Source organism: Bacillus sp. FSL R5-0593 (genome assembly GCF_038603755.1).
GTDB classification, from domain to species: Bacteria; Bacillota; Bacilli; order Bacillales; family Bacillaceae; genus Bacillus; species Bacillus velezensis.
Map to the genome: position 1 here is coordinate 1,150,676 of NZ_CP152011.1, position 13,897 is coordinate 1,164,572.

General features: G+C 45.2%; 13 protein-coding genes and 1 other annotated feature. Of the genes, 11 read left to right on the top strand and 2 right to left on the bottom strand.

Annotated features, from left to right (window positions below; translation table 11 throughout):
* The first annotated feature begins 11 nt into the window (after window positions 1-11).
* Window positions 12-203, top strand: a complete 192-nt coding sequence (locus NYE36_RS05745) for a ComZ family protein (protein WP_003155061.1) — start codon at window positions 12-14, stop codon at window positions 201-203.
* Window positions 204-231: 28 nt separating this feature from the next.
* On the opposite strand, the gene NYE36_RS05750 is transcribed toward NYE36_RS05745, so the two are convergent.
* Complete coding sequence (locus NYE36_RS05750) at window positions 232-450, bottom strand: hypothetical protein (protein ID WP_007409123.1); 219 nt, start codon at window positions 448-450, stop codon at window positions 232-234.
* 167 nt (window positions 451-617) lie between these two features.
* Between NYE36_RS05750 and NYE36_RS05755 the strand changes: the two genes are divergently transcribed.
* The 9 genes from NYE36_RS05755 (at window position 618) to NYE36_RS05795 (ending at window position 10,390) form a co-directional block, all read left to right on the top strand.
* Entirely contained in the window at window positions 618-1,556 is a 939-nt protein-coding gene (locus NYE36_RS05755) for a beta-ketoacyl-ACP synthase III (RefSeq protein WP_007409122.1), read from the top strand.
* Between the two features lie 22 nt (window positions 1,557-1,578).
* The gene (gene fabF / locus NYE36_RS05760) at window positions 1,579-2,817 is read left to right on the top strand and encodes a beta-ketoacyl-ACP synthase II (protein ID WP_015417206.1); all 1,239 of its coding nucleotides are present in this window, start codon (window positions 1,579-1,581) and stop codon (window positions 2,815-2,817) included.
* Window positions 2,818-2,899: 82 nt separating this feature from the next.
* A complete protein-coding gene (locus NYE36_RS05765; RefSeq protein WP_061046904.1) occupies window positions 2,900-3,685 on the top strand; it encodes a DUF2268 domain-containing protein in 786 nt (261 codons plus the stop codon).
* Window positions 3,686-3,858: 173 nt separating this feature from the next.
* Window positions 3,859-4,845 (top strand): ABC transporter ATP-binding protein, encoded by a 987-nt coding sequence (locus tag NYE36_RS05770; RefSeq protein WP_025284553.1) that lies wholly within the window; start codon window positions 3,859-3,861, stop codon window positions 4,843-4,845.
* Window positions 4,842-5,831: a dipeptide ABC transporter ATP-binding protein gene (locus NYE36_RS05775; protein ID WP_060675046.1), complete on the top strand. Its 990-nt coding sequence runs from the start codon at window positions 4,842-4,844 to the stop codon at window positions 5,829-5,831. Before NYE36_RS05770 ends, NYE36_RS05775 begins: the two co-directional genes overlap by 4 nt.
* A gap of 77 nt (window positions 5,832-5,908) precedes the next feature.
* Entirely contained in the window at window positions 5,909-7,537 is a 1,629-nt protein-coding gene (locus tag NYE36_RS05780; protein WP_015417208.1) for a peptide-binding protein, read from the top strand.
* 66 nt (window positions 7,538-7,603) lie between these two features.
* Entirely contained in the window at window positions 7,604-8,554 is a 951-nt protein-coding gene (locus tag NYE36_RS05785; protein ID WP_003155051.1) for an ABC transporter permease, read from the top strand.
* A gap of 21 nt (window positions 8,555-8,575) precedes the next feature.
* Entirely contained in the window at window positions 8,576-9,490 is a 915-nt protein-coding gene (opp4C, locus tag NYE36_RS05790) for an oligopeptide ABC transporter permease (protein WP_007409117.1), read from the top strand.
* A gap of 147 nt (window positions 9,491-9,637) precedes the next feature.
* Window positions 9,638-10,390, top strand: a complete 753-nt coding sequence (locus NYE36_RS05795) for a YjbA family protein (protein WP_007409116.1) — start codon at window positions 9,638-9,640, stop codon at window positions 10,388-10,390.
* A gap of 32 nt (window positions 10,391-10,422) precedes the next feature.
* Here NYE36_RS05795 and trpS read toward each other — a convergent pair whose 3' ends face one another.
* Window positions 10,423-11,415, bottom strand: a complete 993-nt coding sequence (gene trpS, locus NYE36_RS05800; RefSeq protein ID WP_014304785.1) for a tryptophan--tRNA ligase — start codon at window positions 11,413-11,415, stop codon at window positions 10,423-10,425.
* A gap of 55 nt (window positions 11,416-11,470) precedes the next feature.
* Window positions 11,471-11,682 (bottom strand) — a binding site (T-box leader).
* A 476-nt stretch (window positions 11,683-12,158) separates the two neighbouring features.
* On the opposite strand from trpS, the gene NYE36_RS05805 reads away from it, so the two are divergent.
* Window positions 12,159-13,793, top strand: a complete 1,635-nt coding sequence (locus tag NYE36_RS05805; protein WP_012117282.1) for a peptide ABC transporter substrate-binding protein — start codon at window positions 12,159-12,161, stop codon at window positions 13,791-13,793.
* Window positions 13,794-13,897: the final 104 nt, after the last annotated feature.

The following is a 13,897-nucleotide window of genomic DNA, read 5'->3' on the forward strand; positions in this document are numbered from 1 at the left end:
GGTGGATACACATGCAGCATGAAAAGTCTCTTGAATTTATGCAGATCGCGATGAAATACCTGCCGGAAGCAAAGGCGGAGCTTGAGAAATCCGGCATAGATCTGTCTATGGAAATGATTCAGCCGTTTATGGACCTGTTTACATCGGTCATGGCAGAAGCGTATGAGCTTGGCAGATCTGATGCCGGGGAGCTGAATAAATAAAGAGAGCCACTTTTCATGAAGTGGCTTTTCACATGATTTTTTTCTTTATAGCGGACACCATCGGCGCGAAGTCTTTAAATACGGGCTTTAATTGATCCAGAGAGTTCATGATGGACCCCAGCTGATTCATCACGTGGTTGTAATCGATCTCTTCTTCGTTTTCAGCCTGAGGCTGCTCCGGGTTTTCTTCCGGTTCTTTATCCCGGTCTCTGGAATCGCCGAACATCATTTTGGAGAAAATATCCATAGTGAAGCCTCCTTTCGTCTTCCTTTTATTCTATGAGGAGCAGCGTCCGATAGTTTAGACGAATATATTGCCAACAGAAAAAAAATAGGGTAGAATTAGTACCTGATACTAATAATTGATCATAACTAATTAGTTTTAAATTCATTATAAAAAAGGAGTCTTTTCCAATGAAAGCTGGAATTCTTGGCGTCGGCCGTTACATCCCGGAAAAAGTGCTGACAAATCATGATCTTGAACAAATGGTAGATACATCGGACGAGTGGATTCGTACGAGAACAGGTATAGAAGAAAGAAGAATCGCCGCGGAAGATATGTATTCATCCGGCATGGCCGCTGAGGCTGCGCAAAAAGCGCTTGATCAGGCCGGCATTTCCGCTGAGGAGCTTGATATGATCCTAGTGGCGACGGTTACTCCTGACCAGTCTTTCCCCACCGTTTCCTGTATGATACAAGAGAAGCTCGGGGCCAAAAAAGCGTGCGCGATGGATATCAGCGCCGCATGTGCGGGTTTTATGTACGGTATCGTAACCGCCAAACAATTCATTGAATCGCAAACATACAAACATGTCCTCGTGGTCGGCGTGGAAAAGCTCTCAAGCATTACCGACTGGGACGACCGCAATACGGCTGTGCTGTTCGGAGACGGAGCCGGAGCGGCGGTCATCGGACCGGTCAGCGACGACAGAGGCATACTGTCATTTGAGCTCGGAGCAGACGGTACAGGCGGTCAGCACTTGTACTTAGATGAAAAAGGGCATACAATCATGCATGGAAGAGAAGTATTCAAATTCGCCGTCCGGCAAATGGGTGAATCGAGTGTAAATGTCATTGAAAAAGCCGGCCTCTCCAAAGAGGACGTAGACTTTTTGATTCCGCATCAGGCAAACATCCGCATCATGGAAGCGGCACGGGAACGTTTGGAGCTTCCGGTTGAAAAGATGTCTAAAACAGTCCATAAATATGGAAACACATCCGCAGCATCCATTCCGATTTCATTAGTAGAGGAACTGGAAGCAGGCAAAATTAAAGACGGCGACGTCATCGTCATGGTCGGTTTCGGCGGAGGATTGACATGGGGCGCCATAGCAATACGCTGGGGACGATAAAAAAAGGTGAGGTGCACACAAGATGAGTAAAAAAAGAGTAGTCGTTACAGGGCTTGGAGCCCTGTCTCCGCTTGGAAACGACGCCGAAACAAGCTGGAAAAATGCAATCGGCGGCGTATCCGGAATCGGACCGATCACACGTGTGGAATCGGACGAGTATCCGGCGAAAGTAGCTGCTGAACTGAAAGATTTCAATATTGAAAATCACATGGATAAAAAAGAAGCGCGAAAAATGGACCGCTTCACGCAATATGCTGTCGTAGCCGCGAAAATGGCCGTTCAAGATGCCGGTCTGAATATCACAGACGAGATCGCGCCGAGAGTCGGCGTTTGGGTCGGGTCCGGAATCGGCGGTCTTGAAACGCTTGAATCCCAATTCGAAATCTTCCTGACTAAAGGGCCGAGAAGGGTCAGCCCGTTCTTTGTTCCGATGATGATTCCGGATATGGCGACAGGCCAAATCTCAATCGCTCTCGGAGCAAAAGGAGTCAACTCCTGTACGGTGACGGCATGTGCGACGGGAACGAACTCTATCGGTGACGCGTTTAAAGTCATTCAGCGCGGCGATGCCGATGCGATGATTACGGGCGGAACGGAAGCACCGCTGACAAGAATGTCATTTGCGGGCTTCAGCGCAAATAAAGCCCTTTCTACAAATCCTGATCCGAAAACGGCAAGCCGCCCGTTTGATAAAAACCGTGACGGCTTTGTCATGGGAGAAGGCGCGGGGATCATCGTGCTTGAAGAGCTTGAGCATGCCCTTGCCCGCGGTGCGAAAATCTACGGGGAAATTGTCGGCTACGGCTCAACGGGTGATGCCTACCACATTACCGCACCTGCCCAAGACGGGGAAGGCGGTGCAAGAGCGATGCAGGAAGCAATCAAAGATGCGGGCATCAAGCCTGAAGAAATTGATTACATCAACGCTCACGGCACAAGCACGTACTACAATGATAAATACGAGACAAAAGCCATTAAGACCGTTTTCGGTGATCATGCGTACAAGCTTGCCGTCAGTTCGACAAAATCAATGACGGGTCATTTGTTAGGCGCTGCCGGAGGAATTGAAGCAATCTTCTCCGTCATGGCCATTAAAGACGGCATTATCCCGCCGACGATTAACATCGAAACACCTGATGAAGAGTGTGATTTAGATTATGTACCGGACAAAGCGCGCGAGCAGGATGTCAACATCGTTCTCAGCAACTCGCTCGGCTTCGGCGGACATAATGCCACTTTGATCTTTAAAAAATATCAATAATACAGTTTTTGACCGGCTGCCTGAAAAAGGTGGCCGGTTTTTTTGTGTGTGCATATGATAACAACAAGAGGAGGCGAACCGTATGAGCGTCAAGCAGACATATCAATGGATGGAAAAGGCGGCATCCGTAAATGATCTGGCTCCGCATCTTTTGCCGCTTTTTTCAGGGGCCGATAAGAAAGAGTGGAAGCCGATACTCGGGATGCTGCAAAACCACGGCATGTTCCGCCATTTGAAGGACGGCGTTAGGACCAGTAAACGGCTGAAAGAAAAAGGATGCTACAGCCATATTCAAAAGGAGGAAGCCTATTTAAAGGAGAAGTGGAACGGGCCGGACGTGCCGATCGTAGTTTTGCCCGTCGATGAACGAAACCGGAAAATCCGTCAGGAATTCGGATCAAAATCCGGTCTGGCCTTTCGGGACAAAATGTTCCTCTTTCTATCGTCGGATAGTTCCAATTCAGCTGTATCCGCCCTTATGACACATGAATATAATCACGTCTGCCGGTTAGAACATGTGACAAAGGACGAAAAAGACGAGACATTTCTTGATACAATCATGATGGAGGGGCTGGCAGAATATGCTGTATATGAGCGGTTCGGCTCAAGTCTTACGGCGGAATGGACGTCCTACTATACGCCCGAGCAGCTTGATTTTCTGTTTGAAAAAAGAGTCAAGCCGAACCTCCGCTTAACGAGAGACAGCAGAATGTTTTCCCAGCTGTTATACGGAAAAGGGTACTTCCCCTCAATGCTCGGCTATGCCGTCGGATTCAATATAGTAAAAAAATATTTAACCGGCCATCAAAAAACAGTAAAAGAAGCATTGGCCATCCCTTCAAAAACCTTTCTGGAGGCAACGCTTTAATAGATTAAAAGAATGGAAATTATTTAAGGATATTACATTTATCCTAAAAAATTCTTGCTTTTGTAATAATGATGTAATAATATACAACTATAAAATTTTTCGACTATTCTATATTTTGTGATAGCGAAACGTATGTTTCCCTCTGCTTCAGCGGAATGAGAAAGGGGCGTATCATGAGCACACTATTAGAAGTGAATAATTTAAAGACCTATTTTTTCAGAAAGAAACAGCCGATCCCCGCAGTCGACGGGGTTGATTTTCACATTAACAAAGGCGAAACCGTCGCTCTTGTAGGAGAATCCGGCTCGGGCAAAAGCATCACCTCGCTTTCTATTATGGGACTTGTCCAAGGCTCGGGCGGAAAAATTATGGACGGCTCGATTAAGCTTGAAGGCAGGGACCTGGCCTCCTTCACCGAAAACGAATATTGCAAAATCCGCGGAAATGACGTCTCTATGATCTTTCAGGAGCCCATGACTTCCCTGAATCCGGTGCTGACCATCGGCGAACAAATTACCGAAGTGCTTGAATACCATAAAAAAATGAATAAAAGAGAAGCGTCCAAAAAAGCCGTTGAGCTTCTGGAACTCGTCGGATTCTCCAGAGCGGAACAAGTAATGAAAGAATATCCGCACCGTCTTTCCGGAGGGATGAGACAGAGGGTGATGATCGCCATTGCGCTCAGCTGCAATCCGAAGCTTCTGATCGCTGATGAGCCGACGACGGCGCTTGATGTGACGATACAAGCCCAAGTATTGGAGCTGATGAAAGACCTCTGCAAAAAATTCGATACTTCCATTCTGCTGATCACTCACGATTTAGGTGTGGTTTCCGAAGCCGCCGACAGGGTGATCGTGATGTACTGCGGACAAGTCGTAGAGAGCGCGAGTGTGGAGGACTTATTTTTAAACCCTCTTCATCCGTATACCGAAGGGCTGTTAAACTCCATACCGGTGATAGATGGAGAGATTGATACATTAAAAGCGATCAAAGGCAGTGTCCCGACACCGGATAATCTTCCGGAAGGCTGCCGATTTGCCCCGAGGTGTTCAAAAGCGATGGACAAATGCAAAACAGGGCAGCCGGAGCTGATAACGCATGAAAGCGGCCGTTCTGTAAGATGTTTTTTATATGAGGAAGAGGGTGCCCAATCAAAATGACAGCTGCAGGCCAAGAAACGATTTTAGAGCTGAAAGACGTAAAAAAATATTTCCCGATCCGCTCCGGTTTTTTTCAAAGGAAAGTCGGTGATATAAAGGCTGTTGACGGTGTTTCTTTTTCACTGAAGCGCGGGGAGACGCTCGGCATCGTCGGTGAATCAGGATGCGGCAAATCCACGGCGGGAAGGACGATGATCCGTTTATACAAGCCGACAGACGGCCGGATTCTATTTAAGGGTCAGGATATCTCCGGCTTATCTGAAGAAAAGCTGAGAAAAAGCGTCCGCAAAAACATCCAGATGGTCTTCCAAGACCCCTTCGCATCCCTTAACCCGAGGAAAACGCTGCGTTCCATTATTAAAGAACCGTTCCAGACTCACCATATGTACAGCATGAGCGAGCGGAACGAGCGAGTGGAGGAGCTGCTGGCGAAAGTCGGCCTTCATCCGAGCTTTGCAAACCGCTATCCGCACGAATTTTCCGGGGGACAGCGCCAGCGGATCGGGATTGCGCGGGCTCTGACGTTGAATCCCGAGCTGATTATTGCGGATGAACCCGTTTCCGCACTCGATGTCTCCATTCAGGCCCAAGTCATCAATCTGATGGAAGAACTGCAGGATGAATTCAACCTGACCTATTTGTTTATTTCTCATGATTTGAGTGTTGTCCGCCATATCAGCGACAGAGTCGGCGTCATGTATCTGGGAAAAATGATGGAGCTGACCGATAAACACGAGCTGTACGGCAATCCGCTTCACCCTTATACGCAAGCGCTTTTGTCTTCAGTGCCCGTCACGAGAAAAAAAGACGCCGTCAAGCGGGACCGAATCATCCTGAAAGGAGAACTGCCAAGCCCGGCAAACCCGCCGAAAGGCTGCGTGTTCCACACGCGGTGCCCGATGGCCAAACCGATCTGCAAGGAACAAATCCCGGCATTTGAAGAAGCCGCTCCTGGCCATTACGTTGCCTGCCATTTATATGCCTGAAATGACAAGCATCGAGAGGGGGTATGCCGGATTACATAACCAGTTTGCTGCATATATATCACAAAGGGGGAATTGATATGAAATTACGTAAAAGCGCACTGATGATGCTAAGTGTTTTTATGGCGCTCGCCATCTTCCTGTCAGCCTGCTCCGGCTCAAAATCCACAAGCACCGAATCCAAACCGGCAGGAAAACCGCAAAAAGGCGGAGATTTGGTTGTCGGGTCAACCGGGGAACCCACACTTTTTAATCCACTTTATTCTACCGATGTTGCAAGTTCTGATATTGAAGGAATGCTTTACAGCACATTATTGGAAACTGATGAGAAATTAAACGTCAAGCCGTCGCTGGCTGAAAAAGTAACAGAAGCTGACGGGGGATTAACGTATGATGTAAAACTGAAAAAAGGCGTTAAATTCCATGATGGAAAAGAGCTGACGGCCGATGATGTTGTTTTCACCTACAGCATCCCTCTTAACAAAGATTACAACGGTGAGCGTGGCTCGGGTTTTGAGTCCCTTAAATCCGTAACGAAAAAAGGAAAATATGAAATTCAGTTTAAAATGAAGAAAAAAGATGCCTATTTCTATAATGTCGTTCTCGACAGTTACGGCATTTTGCCTAAACATATATTGGGTAAGGTCCCGGTTGCTGATCTGGGAGAGAATGAATTTAACCGTAAAAATCCAATCGGCTCCGGTCCGTTTAAGTTTGTTGAGTGGAAAAAGGGCGAGTATGTCAAACTGGAAGCAAATGATGATTACTTTGGCGGCAGACCTTACCTTGATACAGTGACAGTAAAAACAATACCTGATTCTAACGCTGCCGTGGCTCAGTTAAAAGCGGGAGATATTGATTTCTTCGTTGTGCCGGGCACAGATTTTGATACGGTTAAAACGTTTGGAAATGTGAAGGTCAAATCTGACCTTGGCTTAAACTACAGCTATATCGGCTGGAATGAGAAAAAAGAGATCTTTAAGGACAAAAAAGTGCGTCAGGCATTGACTTACGCTCTTGACAGGCAGGCAATGGTGGATCAAGTGCTGAACGGAGACGGTAAGGTAGCGGATGTTCCTGAGAGTCCGCTGTCATGGAATTATCCGAAGTCTAAAGTGCCGACATTTGATTATAATCCGAAAAAAGCAAAGCAGCTGCTAAAAGAAGCCGGATGGGAAGACCATGACGGTGACGGCTACCTTGATAAAGACGGAAAAAAATTCTCATTTGAAATTAAAACGAATCAAGGCAATAAAATTCGTGAAGATTTAGCTGTTGTCGTTCAGCAGCAATTAAAAGAAGTGGGAATCGAGGCTAAACCGCGAATTGTTGAATTCAGTGCGTTAATCGAACAGACAAGTGCCCCTAATTGGGATTATGACGCTCTTCTTCTCGGATGGAGTCTTGCAACGTTCCCGGATCAGTTCTCTATCTTCCATTCAAGCCAATCGAAAAACGGGCTGAATAATATCTGGTATAAAAACCCGAAAGTCGACAAGCTGCTTGAAGAAGCGAAGACAATTACAGACAGAAAAGAATACCAAAAGAAGTATGAAGAGATATACAAATTGATTGCTGAAGATCAGCCGTACAGCTTCTTATTCTATTACAATTACCACAGAGCGATGCCGAATAATTTACAAGGCTATGTATTCCACCCTAAAAATGACTTGTACAATATTGAAAAATGGTGGCTGGATCAAAAATAGCAAAAGCCCTGGAGAGGGAAGGAGGTTCCTTTCCTCTCTTATCCTATTTAAAAAGGGGACAAGAACATGGTTACATATATTTTACGGCGAACATTAATGTCCTTGCCGATTCTCTTAGGCATTACAATTTTGTCGTTTGCCATCATGAAAGCAGCGCCGGGAGACCCGATGTCACTTATGATGGACCCTACAATCAGTCAAGCGGACAGGGCAAAATTCATTGAAAAATACGGGCTGAATGATCCGGAACCTGTTCAATATGTGAAATGGCTGGGGAATATGCTGCAAGGGGATTTCGGGACTTCTATCGTCAAGAAAGGCACTCCAGTTTCTGAACTTATCTTATCCCGCTTACCGAATACGATTGTGCTTATGCTTTTCTCAACCCTTGTCGCTCTTCTTATTTCTATTCCATTTGGTGTTCTGTCAGCGAAGCGTCCTTATTCAAAATTGGATTACGGGATAACTGTTACTTCATTTTTAGGGCTTGCCATTCCGAATTTTTGGTTCGGTTTGATTTTAATCATGGTTTTATCTGTAAATCTGGGGTGGTTTCCCACTGGCGGAGTAAGCACTTTGAATGCTGACTTTAACATATTTGACCGATTGCATCACTTGATTCTGCCTGCTTTTGTGCTCGCCACGGCAGACATGGCAGGGATAACGAGATACACAAGATCCAGTATGCTTGATGTGTTAAAACAGGATTATATACGAACGGCGCGTGCGAAAGGATTCCGAGATAATAAAGTGATTTTTAAACACGGTTTGAGAAACGGACTTCTTCCTGTCATCACTATTTTTGGTCTGATGATACCGTCATTTATCGGGGGAGCGGTAGTGGTAGAACAGATTTTTACTTGGCCGGGTCTCGGCAAATTGTTTATTGATTCAGCCTTTTCGCGGGATTATCCGGTTATCATGGCCATGACGGTCATTTCAGCTGTTTTGGTTGTGGTGGGGAATTTAATTGCGGACATCTTATATGCGCTGGTTGATCCCCGCATTGAATATTAACAAAGAGAGGTGAGAGGTCAAATGTTACAGCCAAATACCGGCACACCCCCCAGCGAAGTAAAATTAAAGGAAAATATTCAATCCAAACCGGAAACAATGACGAAGATTTTTTTCGAAAAGTTCTTTCAAAATAAACTAGCTGTAATCGGAGCCGTTATATTAACCATCATCATCTTGTCAGCCTTATTCGCTTCGGTAATCGCTCCTTACTCTCCGGAGAGTCAATCTCTTATCAATCGTTTGAAGCCGCCGAGCTTAAAACATCTAATGGGAACTGATAAATTCGGAAGAGACATCTTTACGAGGGTTCTGTACGGGGCGCGCGTCTCCTTGCTTGTCGGATTCGCTTCTGTGATCGGCGCGATTACAATCGGGACAGTTGTCGGAGCCGTTGCCGGATATTTTAAAGGGATTGTCGATGCCGTTCTCATGAGAACCGTTGATATCGTATTATCCATACCTGATATATTTTTGCTTATTACACTTGTTACGATTTTCCAGCCCGGAATGGATAAATTAATTTTAATTTTCTCCCTTACAGGCTGGACAACAACGGCACGTCTTGTCCGAGGGGAGTTTTTATCGCTTCGTTCCAGAGAGTTTGTATTAGCTGCAAAGACGATCGGTACAAAAAATCATCACATCATCTTTTCTCATATATTGCCGAATGCGCTCGGACCGATTATTGTTTCAGCCACATTAAAGGTAGGAACGGTTATTTTGGCGGAATCTACATTAAGTTATCTCGGTTTCGGGATTCAGCCGCCGATCGCAAGCTGGGGCAATATGCTTCAGGATGCACAGAACTTTACGCTTATGATTCAGGCTTGGTGGTACCCGTTATTCCCAGGGTTGTTGATTCTTCTTACCGTATTGTGCTTTAACTTTGTCGGAGACGGGCTGCGTGATGCGCTTGATCCGAAAAATGTGAAATGATCTCCCGGACGGAACGGGAGATTTTTTTGTTGCGATGCAGTCGGAAATCCAGCTCCGTATTGCGGAAATCTCATATCGAAATGGAATAATTTATCTATCCCTTGCCTATACTGTGGACAACAGTTTTTATAAAGTGAGGGGTCGAATATGTTATTTCTTCATGATGTATGGGTCAATTGGTTTGAAGGGGAAGAAAACGGCTACAATGTATGCCATTTTCATGAATGGCGGAAGGAAGACACGGTTGAACTTTTGGATCAGACGCCGCTGCTCAGAGTGCCGTCGGTATTATTTCATTACATAGAAAACGACTTATCAGAGCTTCCGAAAGAGCTGCTTGACCAAGTCCACCAAAAGTCATACGTGCGAAAAAATCATGAGCGGACAAAGCTGGAGTATTGTTTTGTCGTGACAGACGGGATCGGCATCATTGCCGTGGATACGATCGGGTATACCATTCCGGTCAGAAAGAGCCGCCTGATTCCGAGACAGGAGCAGCTTGTTTATGAAATGGTAAAGGATGTAGAACCGGAATCGTTTCAATTTGAGCCGGCGCAATTGGAGTCTTCAAAGGAATATCACATTTTGTCATTGGCGCCGGAGCACGTCAGAGGGCTGACGAGAAAAGAGCGGCAGATCAAGCAGCTGATGTTTATGGCGCTCGACCAGCTGAAAGGGCTGAAAAACCGTGCGGAAATTGTGTATTGGTACACGGAGTGGAATCCGCATATGTACGAGCAGATCAAACGGATGAGTTTTGAAGAGATCTGGGACATGCTTTACAATGAAACAATTGAAGGCTGGTCGGATAAACATCTTGCGTTCTGTGAAAATTTGATTAAAGGGCAGCCGTTTTTCGAAAAGCTTTGGGAAATGGAGCAGGAATCAAAAGTGAACTAAAAAAGAGGCGGGGATTCTCCCGCCTCTTTTCTTTATCTTCTTTTCCGTCCGAGACCCATGGCGTTTTCCATTTTCTTCACCATTTTGCCGGCCGTTTTGTTTGCGCGCGCCGCCCCTTCGTCGAGAATGCGGTCAAGCTCGTCGCTCTCAATTAATTCACGGTAGCGCTCTTGGATCGGTGTCAATGCGCCGATAACGACTTCGGCTAAATCGCTTTTGAATTCACCGTACCCTTTGCCTTCATATTTAGCTTCTAATTCTTCAATTGATGTGTTTCCTAAAATAGAATAGATCGTCAAAAGATTAGAAACGCCCGGTTTGTTTTCTTTATCATACTTTACAATGCCTTCAGAATCAGTCACGGCGCTCTTGATTTTCTTCTCGAGCTGCTTCGGTTCATCAAGCAGCGTGATGAATGCCTTTTGGTTCGGATCTGATTTGCTCATTTTTTTGAGCGGATCAGCCAGTGACATGATGCGCGCGCCTGATTCAGGAATTTTCACCTCAGGAATCGTGAAGATGTCATTGTATTTTTTATTAAAGCGTTCCGCCAGGTTGCGGGTCAGTTCAAGATGCTGTTTTTGGTCTTCCCCGACCGGAACAAGGTCCGTTCCGTACAGTAAAATATCGCCGGCCATCAGCGGCGGATAGGTTAACAGTCCTGACACGACGGCTTCTTTGCCCTTTGACTTATCTTTAAATTGCGTCATCCGCTCAAGCTCGCCGATATATGCGACGCATTGGAGCATCCACCCCGCCTGGGCATGAGCGGGAACCTCCGACTGGATAAAGAGGGTCGCTTTCTCGGGATCAAGTCCGACGGCCAGGTAAAGAGCCGCGAGATTGCGGATGTTCTTCCGCAGCTCAAGCCGATCCTGCGGTACCGTAATCGCATGCTGATCGACAATACAGAAGTAGCCGTTGTAGTCATGCTGCAAATCGACAAATTGTTTCATTGCGCCGATGTAGTTGCCGAGGGTAACGGAACCGCTCGGCTGAATGCCTGAAAAAATCGTTTTCTTCATATTTCTTACCTCATTTCTTAAAACATAATAAAAAAAGCCCATTCTTCCCGTAGAAAAAAGGGACGAATGAACCGTGGTGCCACCCTGATTATTCCATTACAATGGAATCGCTCGAGACGTTGGTAACGGAGGCTGCTCCGGCTGGGCCTACTAACGTTCGGTCAGCTGCTCAGAAGTCCATTCCACATCGCCCGTTACCTGCTCCCAGCACCGCAGACTCTCTTCAAACGGATGAAAATGTGTACTACTCTTCATCATCGCAATCACAACAAATGTATTTGATTGATCTATTATAAATCAATTATAGCCAAATGTCATCAGAGGAATACAAGCTTATTTCCAGTTTGCTTAAGGGCTGGAAATCCTCAAAAAGAACTGAAAATGCTTAAATGATAACGTATATCAACATTTCGTATAACGAATATTATATGTAAAAAGCAATATGAACTGGAAATTGCAATAAAAAAATTTAGTTAGGTCATGCTTTAAACTATAGAAGTGTATCACCTTTTTGACAGAAAAACTGACCAAATTTAAATATTTTAAATTGAGAAAATAGTATTGCAATAAATTATTCATTTCATTATAATGAACTTGTTCACTCTATTGTTACAGCTTCTTTACATAAAATAATCAGAAAAGACGGAACACAATTAAAGTTTAGAAAAATATTAAGTTATTTTGTCTGATATTTCTGAGTATTTAGTAGTAAAGGCTGAAAAATTTGATTAGGGGGTTAGTGCATGAAAAAGCGTTGGTCTATTGTAGGTTTGATGCTTATCTTCTCGCTTGTATTAAGTGCGTGCGGCGGATTCAGCGGCGGATCAGGCGGCGGTAAAAAAGACACAAAAGGACAGACTTCACTTAATATCAATATTAAAACCGAGCCGTTCTCACTGCATCCTGGTTTAGCGAATGATTCCGTGTCAGGAGGCGTAATCCGCCAGACTTTTGAAGGATTGACACGCGTAAACTCCAAAGGTGAGCCTGAAGAAGGAATGGCATCTAAAATTGAAACAAGCAAAGACGGAAAGACCTATACATTTACGATTCGTGACGGTGCGAAATGGTCTAACGGCGACCCTGTGACGGCGCAGGATTTTGAATATGCGTGGAAATGGGCGCTTGACCCGAACAACGAATCACAATACGCTTATCAGCTCTACTACATCAAAGGCGCTGAAGCTGCCAATACAGGAAAAGGCAAGATTGATGATGTAGGCGTAAAAGCCGTAAATGACAAAACATTAAAGGTTGAACTGAATAACCCGACACCTTATTTCACGCAATTAACTTCATTCTATACGTATATGCCGATCAACAAGAAAATCGCGGAAAAACATAAAAACTGGAACACAAACGCGGGCGAAAATTATGTGTCAAACGGCCCGTTCAAAATGACGGCCTGGAAACACAGCGGTTCCATCACGCTCGAAAAGAACGATCAATATTGGGATAAAGACGCTGTGAAATTGAAGAAAATCAACATGGTGATGATTAACAATAACAACACCGAACTGAAAAAATTCCAGGCCGGTGAGCTTGACTGGGCAGGAATGCCGCTCGGACAGCTTCCGACTGAATCTCTGCCGACATTGAAAAAAGACGGATCTCTTCACGTTGAACCGATCGCAGGCGTGTATTGGTACAAATTCAACACAGAAGCGAAACCGCTGAACAATGTTAACATCCGTAAAGCCCTTGCTTATGCGATCGACCGCTCGTCCATCGTGAAAAATGTAACGCAGGGCGAACAGATCCCGGCCATGGCTGCGGTGCCGCCGTCAATGAAGGGATTCAAGGATAACACAAAAGGTTATTTCAAAGACAATGACGTCAAATCAGCTAAAGAATTCTTAAATAAAGGACTGAAGGAATTAGGCGTCAAGAATGCCTCTGACCTTCCGGCGATCAAACTGTCCTACAATACGGATGACGCGCATGCGAAAATTGCGCAGGCCGTACAGGAAATGTGGAAAAAGAACTTGGGCGTCAAAGTTGAGCTTGATAACTCCGAATGGAATGTTTACATCGACAAGCTGCACAGCCAGAACTACCAAATCGGGCGTATGGGCTGGCTCGGCGATTTCAACGATCCGATCAACTTCCTAGAATTGTTCCGTGATAAAGAAGGCGGAAACAATGATACCGGATGGGAAGATCCTGAGTTTAAAAAGCTGCTGAACCAATCTCAGCTTGAAACGGATCCGGATAAACGTATCGAAGAGCTGAAAAAAGCAGAAAAGATCTTTATTGACGCAATGCCGGTCGCGCCAGTTTATTTCTATACGGATCCTTGGGTGCAGGATAAAAACCTCAAAAATGTGATCTTGACAGGAACAGGCGAAGTTTACTTCAGAAATGCTTCTTTTGAATAAAAGACGGTTCTGAAAACAAAAGACCCAAGGTATATGGGGAGGATGTCCCCATATACCTTTCTTACTGATTAAGTATAAAATTGTAAAAAACATGGAGGTGTTCA

Excerpts from the sequence above, each read along its gene's own strand:
- NYE36_RS05745 (WP_003155061.1), top strand. The coding sequence starts at position 12 with ATGCAGCATGAAAAGTCTCTTGAATTTATGCAGATCGCGATGAAATAC.
- NYE36_RS05785 (WP_003155051.1), top strand. The coding sequence starts at position 7,604 with ATGGTTACATATATTTTACGGCGAACATTAATGTCCTTGCCGATTCTC.
- NYE36_RS05755 (WP_007409122.1), top strand. The coding sequence starts at position 618 with ATGAAAGCTGGAATTCTTGGCGTCGGCCGTTACATCCCGGAAAAAGTG.
- opp4C (WP_007409117.1), top strand. The coding sequence starts at position 8,576 with ATGTTACAGCCAAATACCGGCACACCCCCCAGCGAAGTAAAATTAAAG.
- NYE36_RS05775 (WP_060675046.1), top strand. The coding sequence starts at position 4,842 with ATGACAGCTGCAGGCCAAGAAACGATTTTAGAGCTGAAAGACGTAAAA.
- fabF (WP_015417206.1), top strand. The coding sequence starts at position 1,579 with ATGAGTAAAAAAAGAGTAGTCGTTACAGGGCTTGGAGCCCTGTCTCCG.
- NYE36_RS05750 (WP_007409123.1), bottom strand. The coding sequence starts at position 450 with ATGGATATTTTCTCCAAAATGATGTTCGGCGATTCCAGAGACCGGGAT.
- NYE36_RS05795 (WP_007409116.1), top strand. The coding sequence starts at position 9,638 with ATGTTATTTCTTCATGATGTATGGGTCAATTGGTTTGAAGGGGAAGAA.
- trpS (WP_014304785.1), bottom strand. The coding sequence starts at position 11,415 with ATGAAGAAAACGATTTTTTCAGGCATTCAGCCGAGCGGTTCCGTTACC.
- NYE36_RS05805 (WP_012117282.1), top strand. The coding sequence starts at position 12,159 with ATGAAAAAGCGTTGGTCTATTGTAGGTTTGATGCTTATCTTCTCGCTT.
- NYE36_RS05765 (WP_061046904.1), top strand. The coding sequence starts at position 2,900 with ATGAGCGTCAAGCAGACATATCAATGGATGGAAAAGGCGGCATCCGTA.
- NYE36_RS05770 (WP_025284553.1), top strand. The coding sequence starts at position 3,859 with ATGAGCACACTATTAGAAGTGAATAATTTAAAGACCTATTTTTTCAGA.
- NYE36_RS05780 (WP_015417208.1), top strand. The coding sequence starts at position 5,909 with ATGAAATTACGTAAAAGCGCACTGATGATGCTAAGTGTTTTTATGGCG.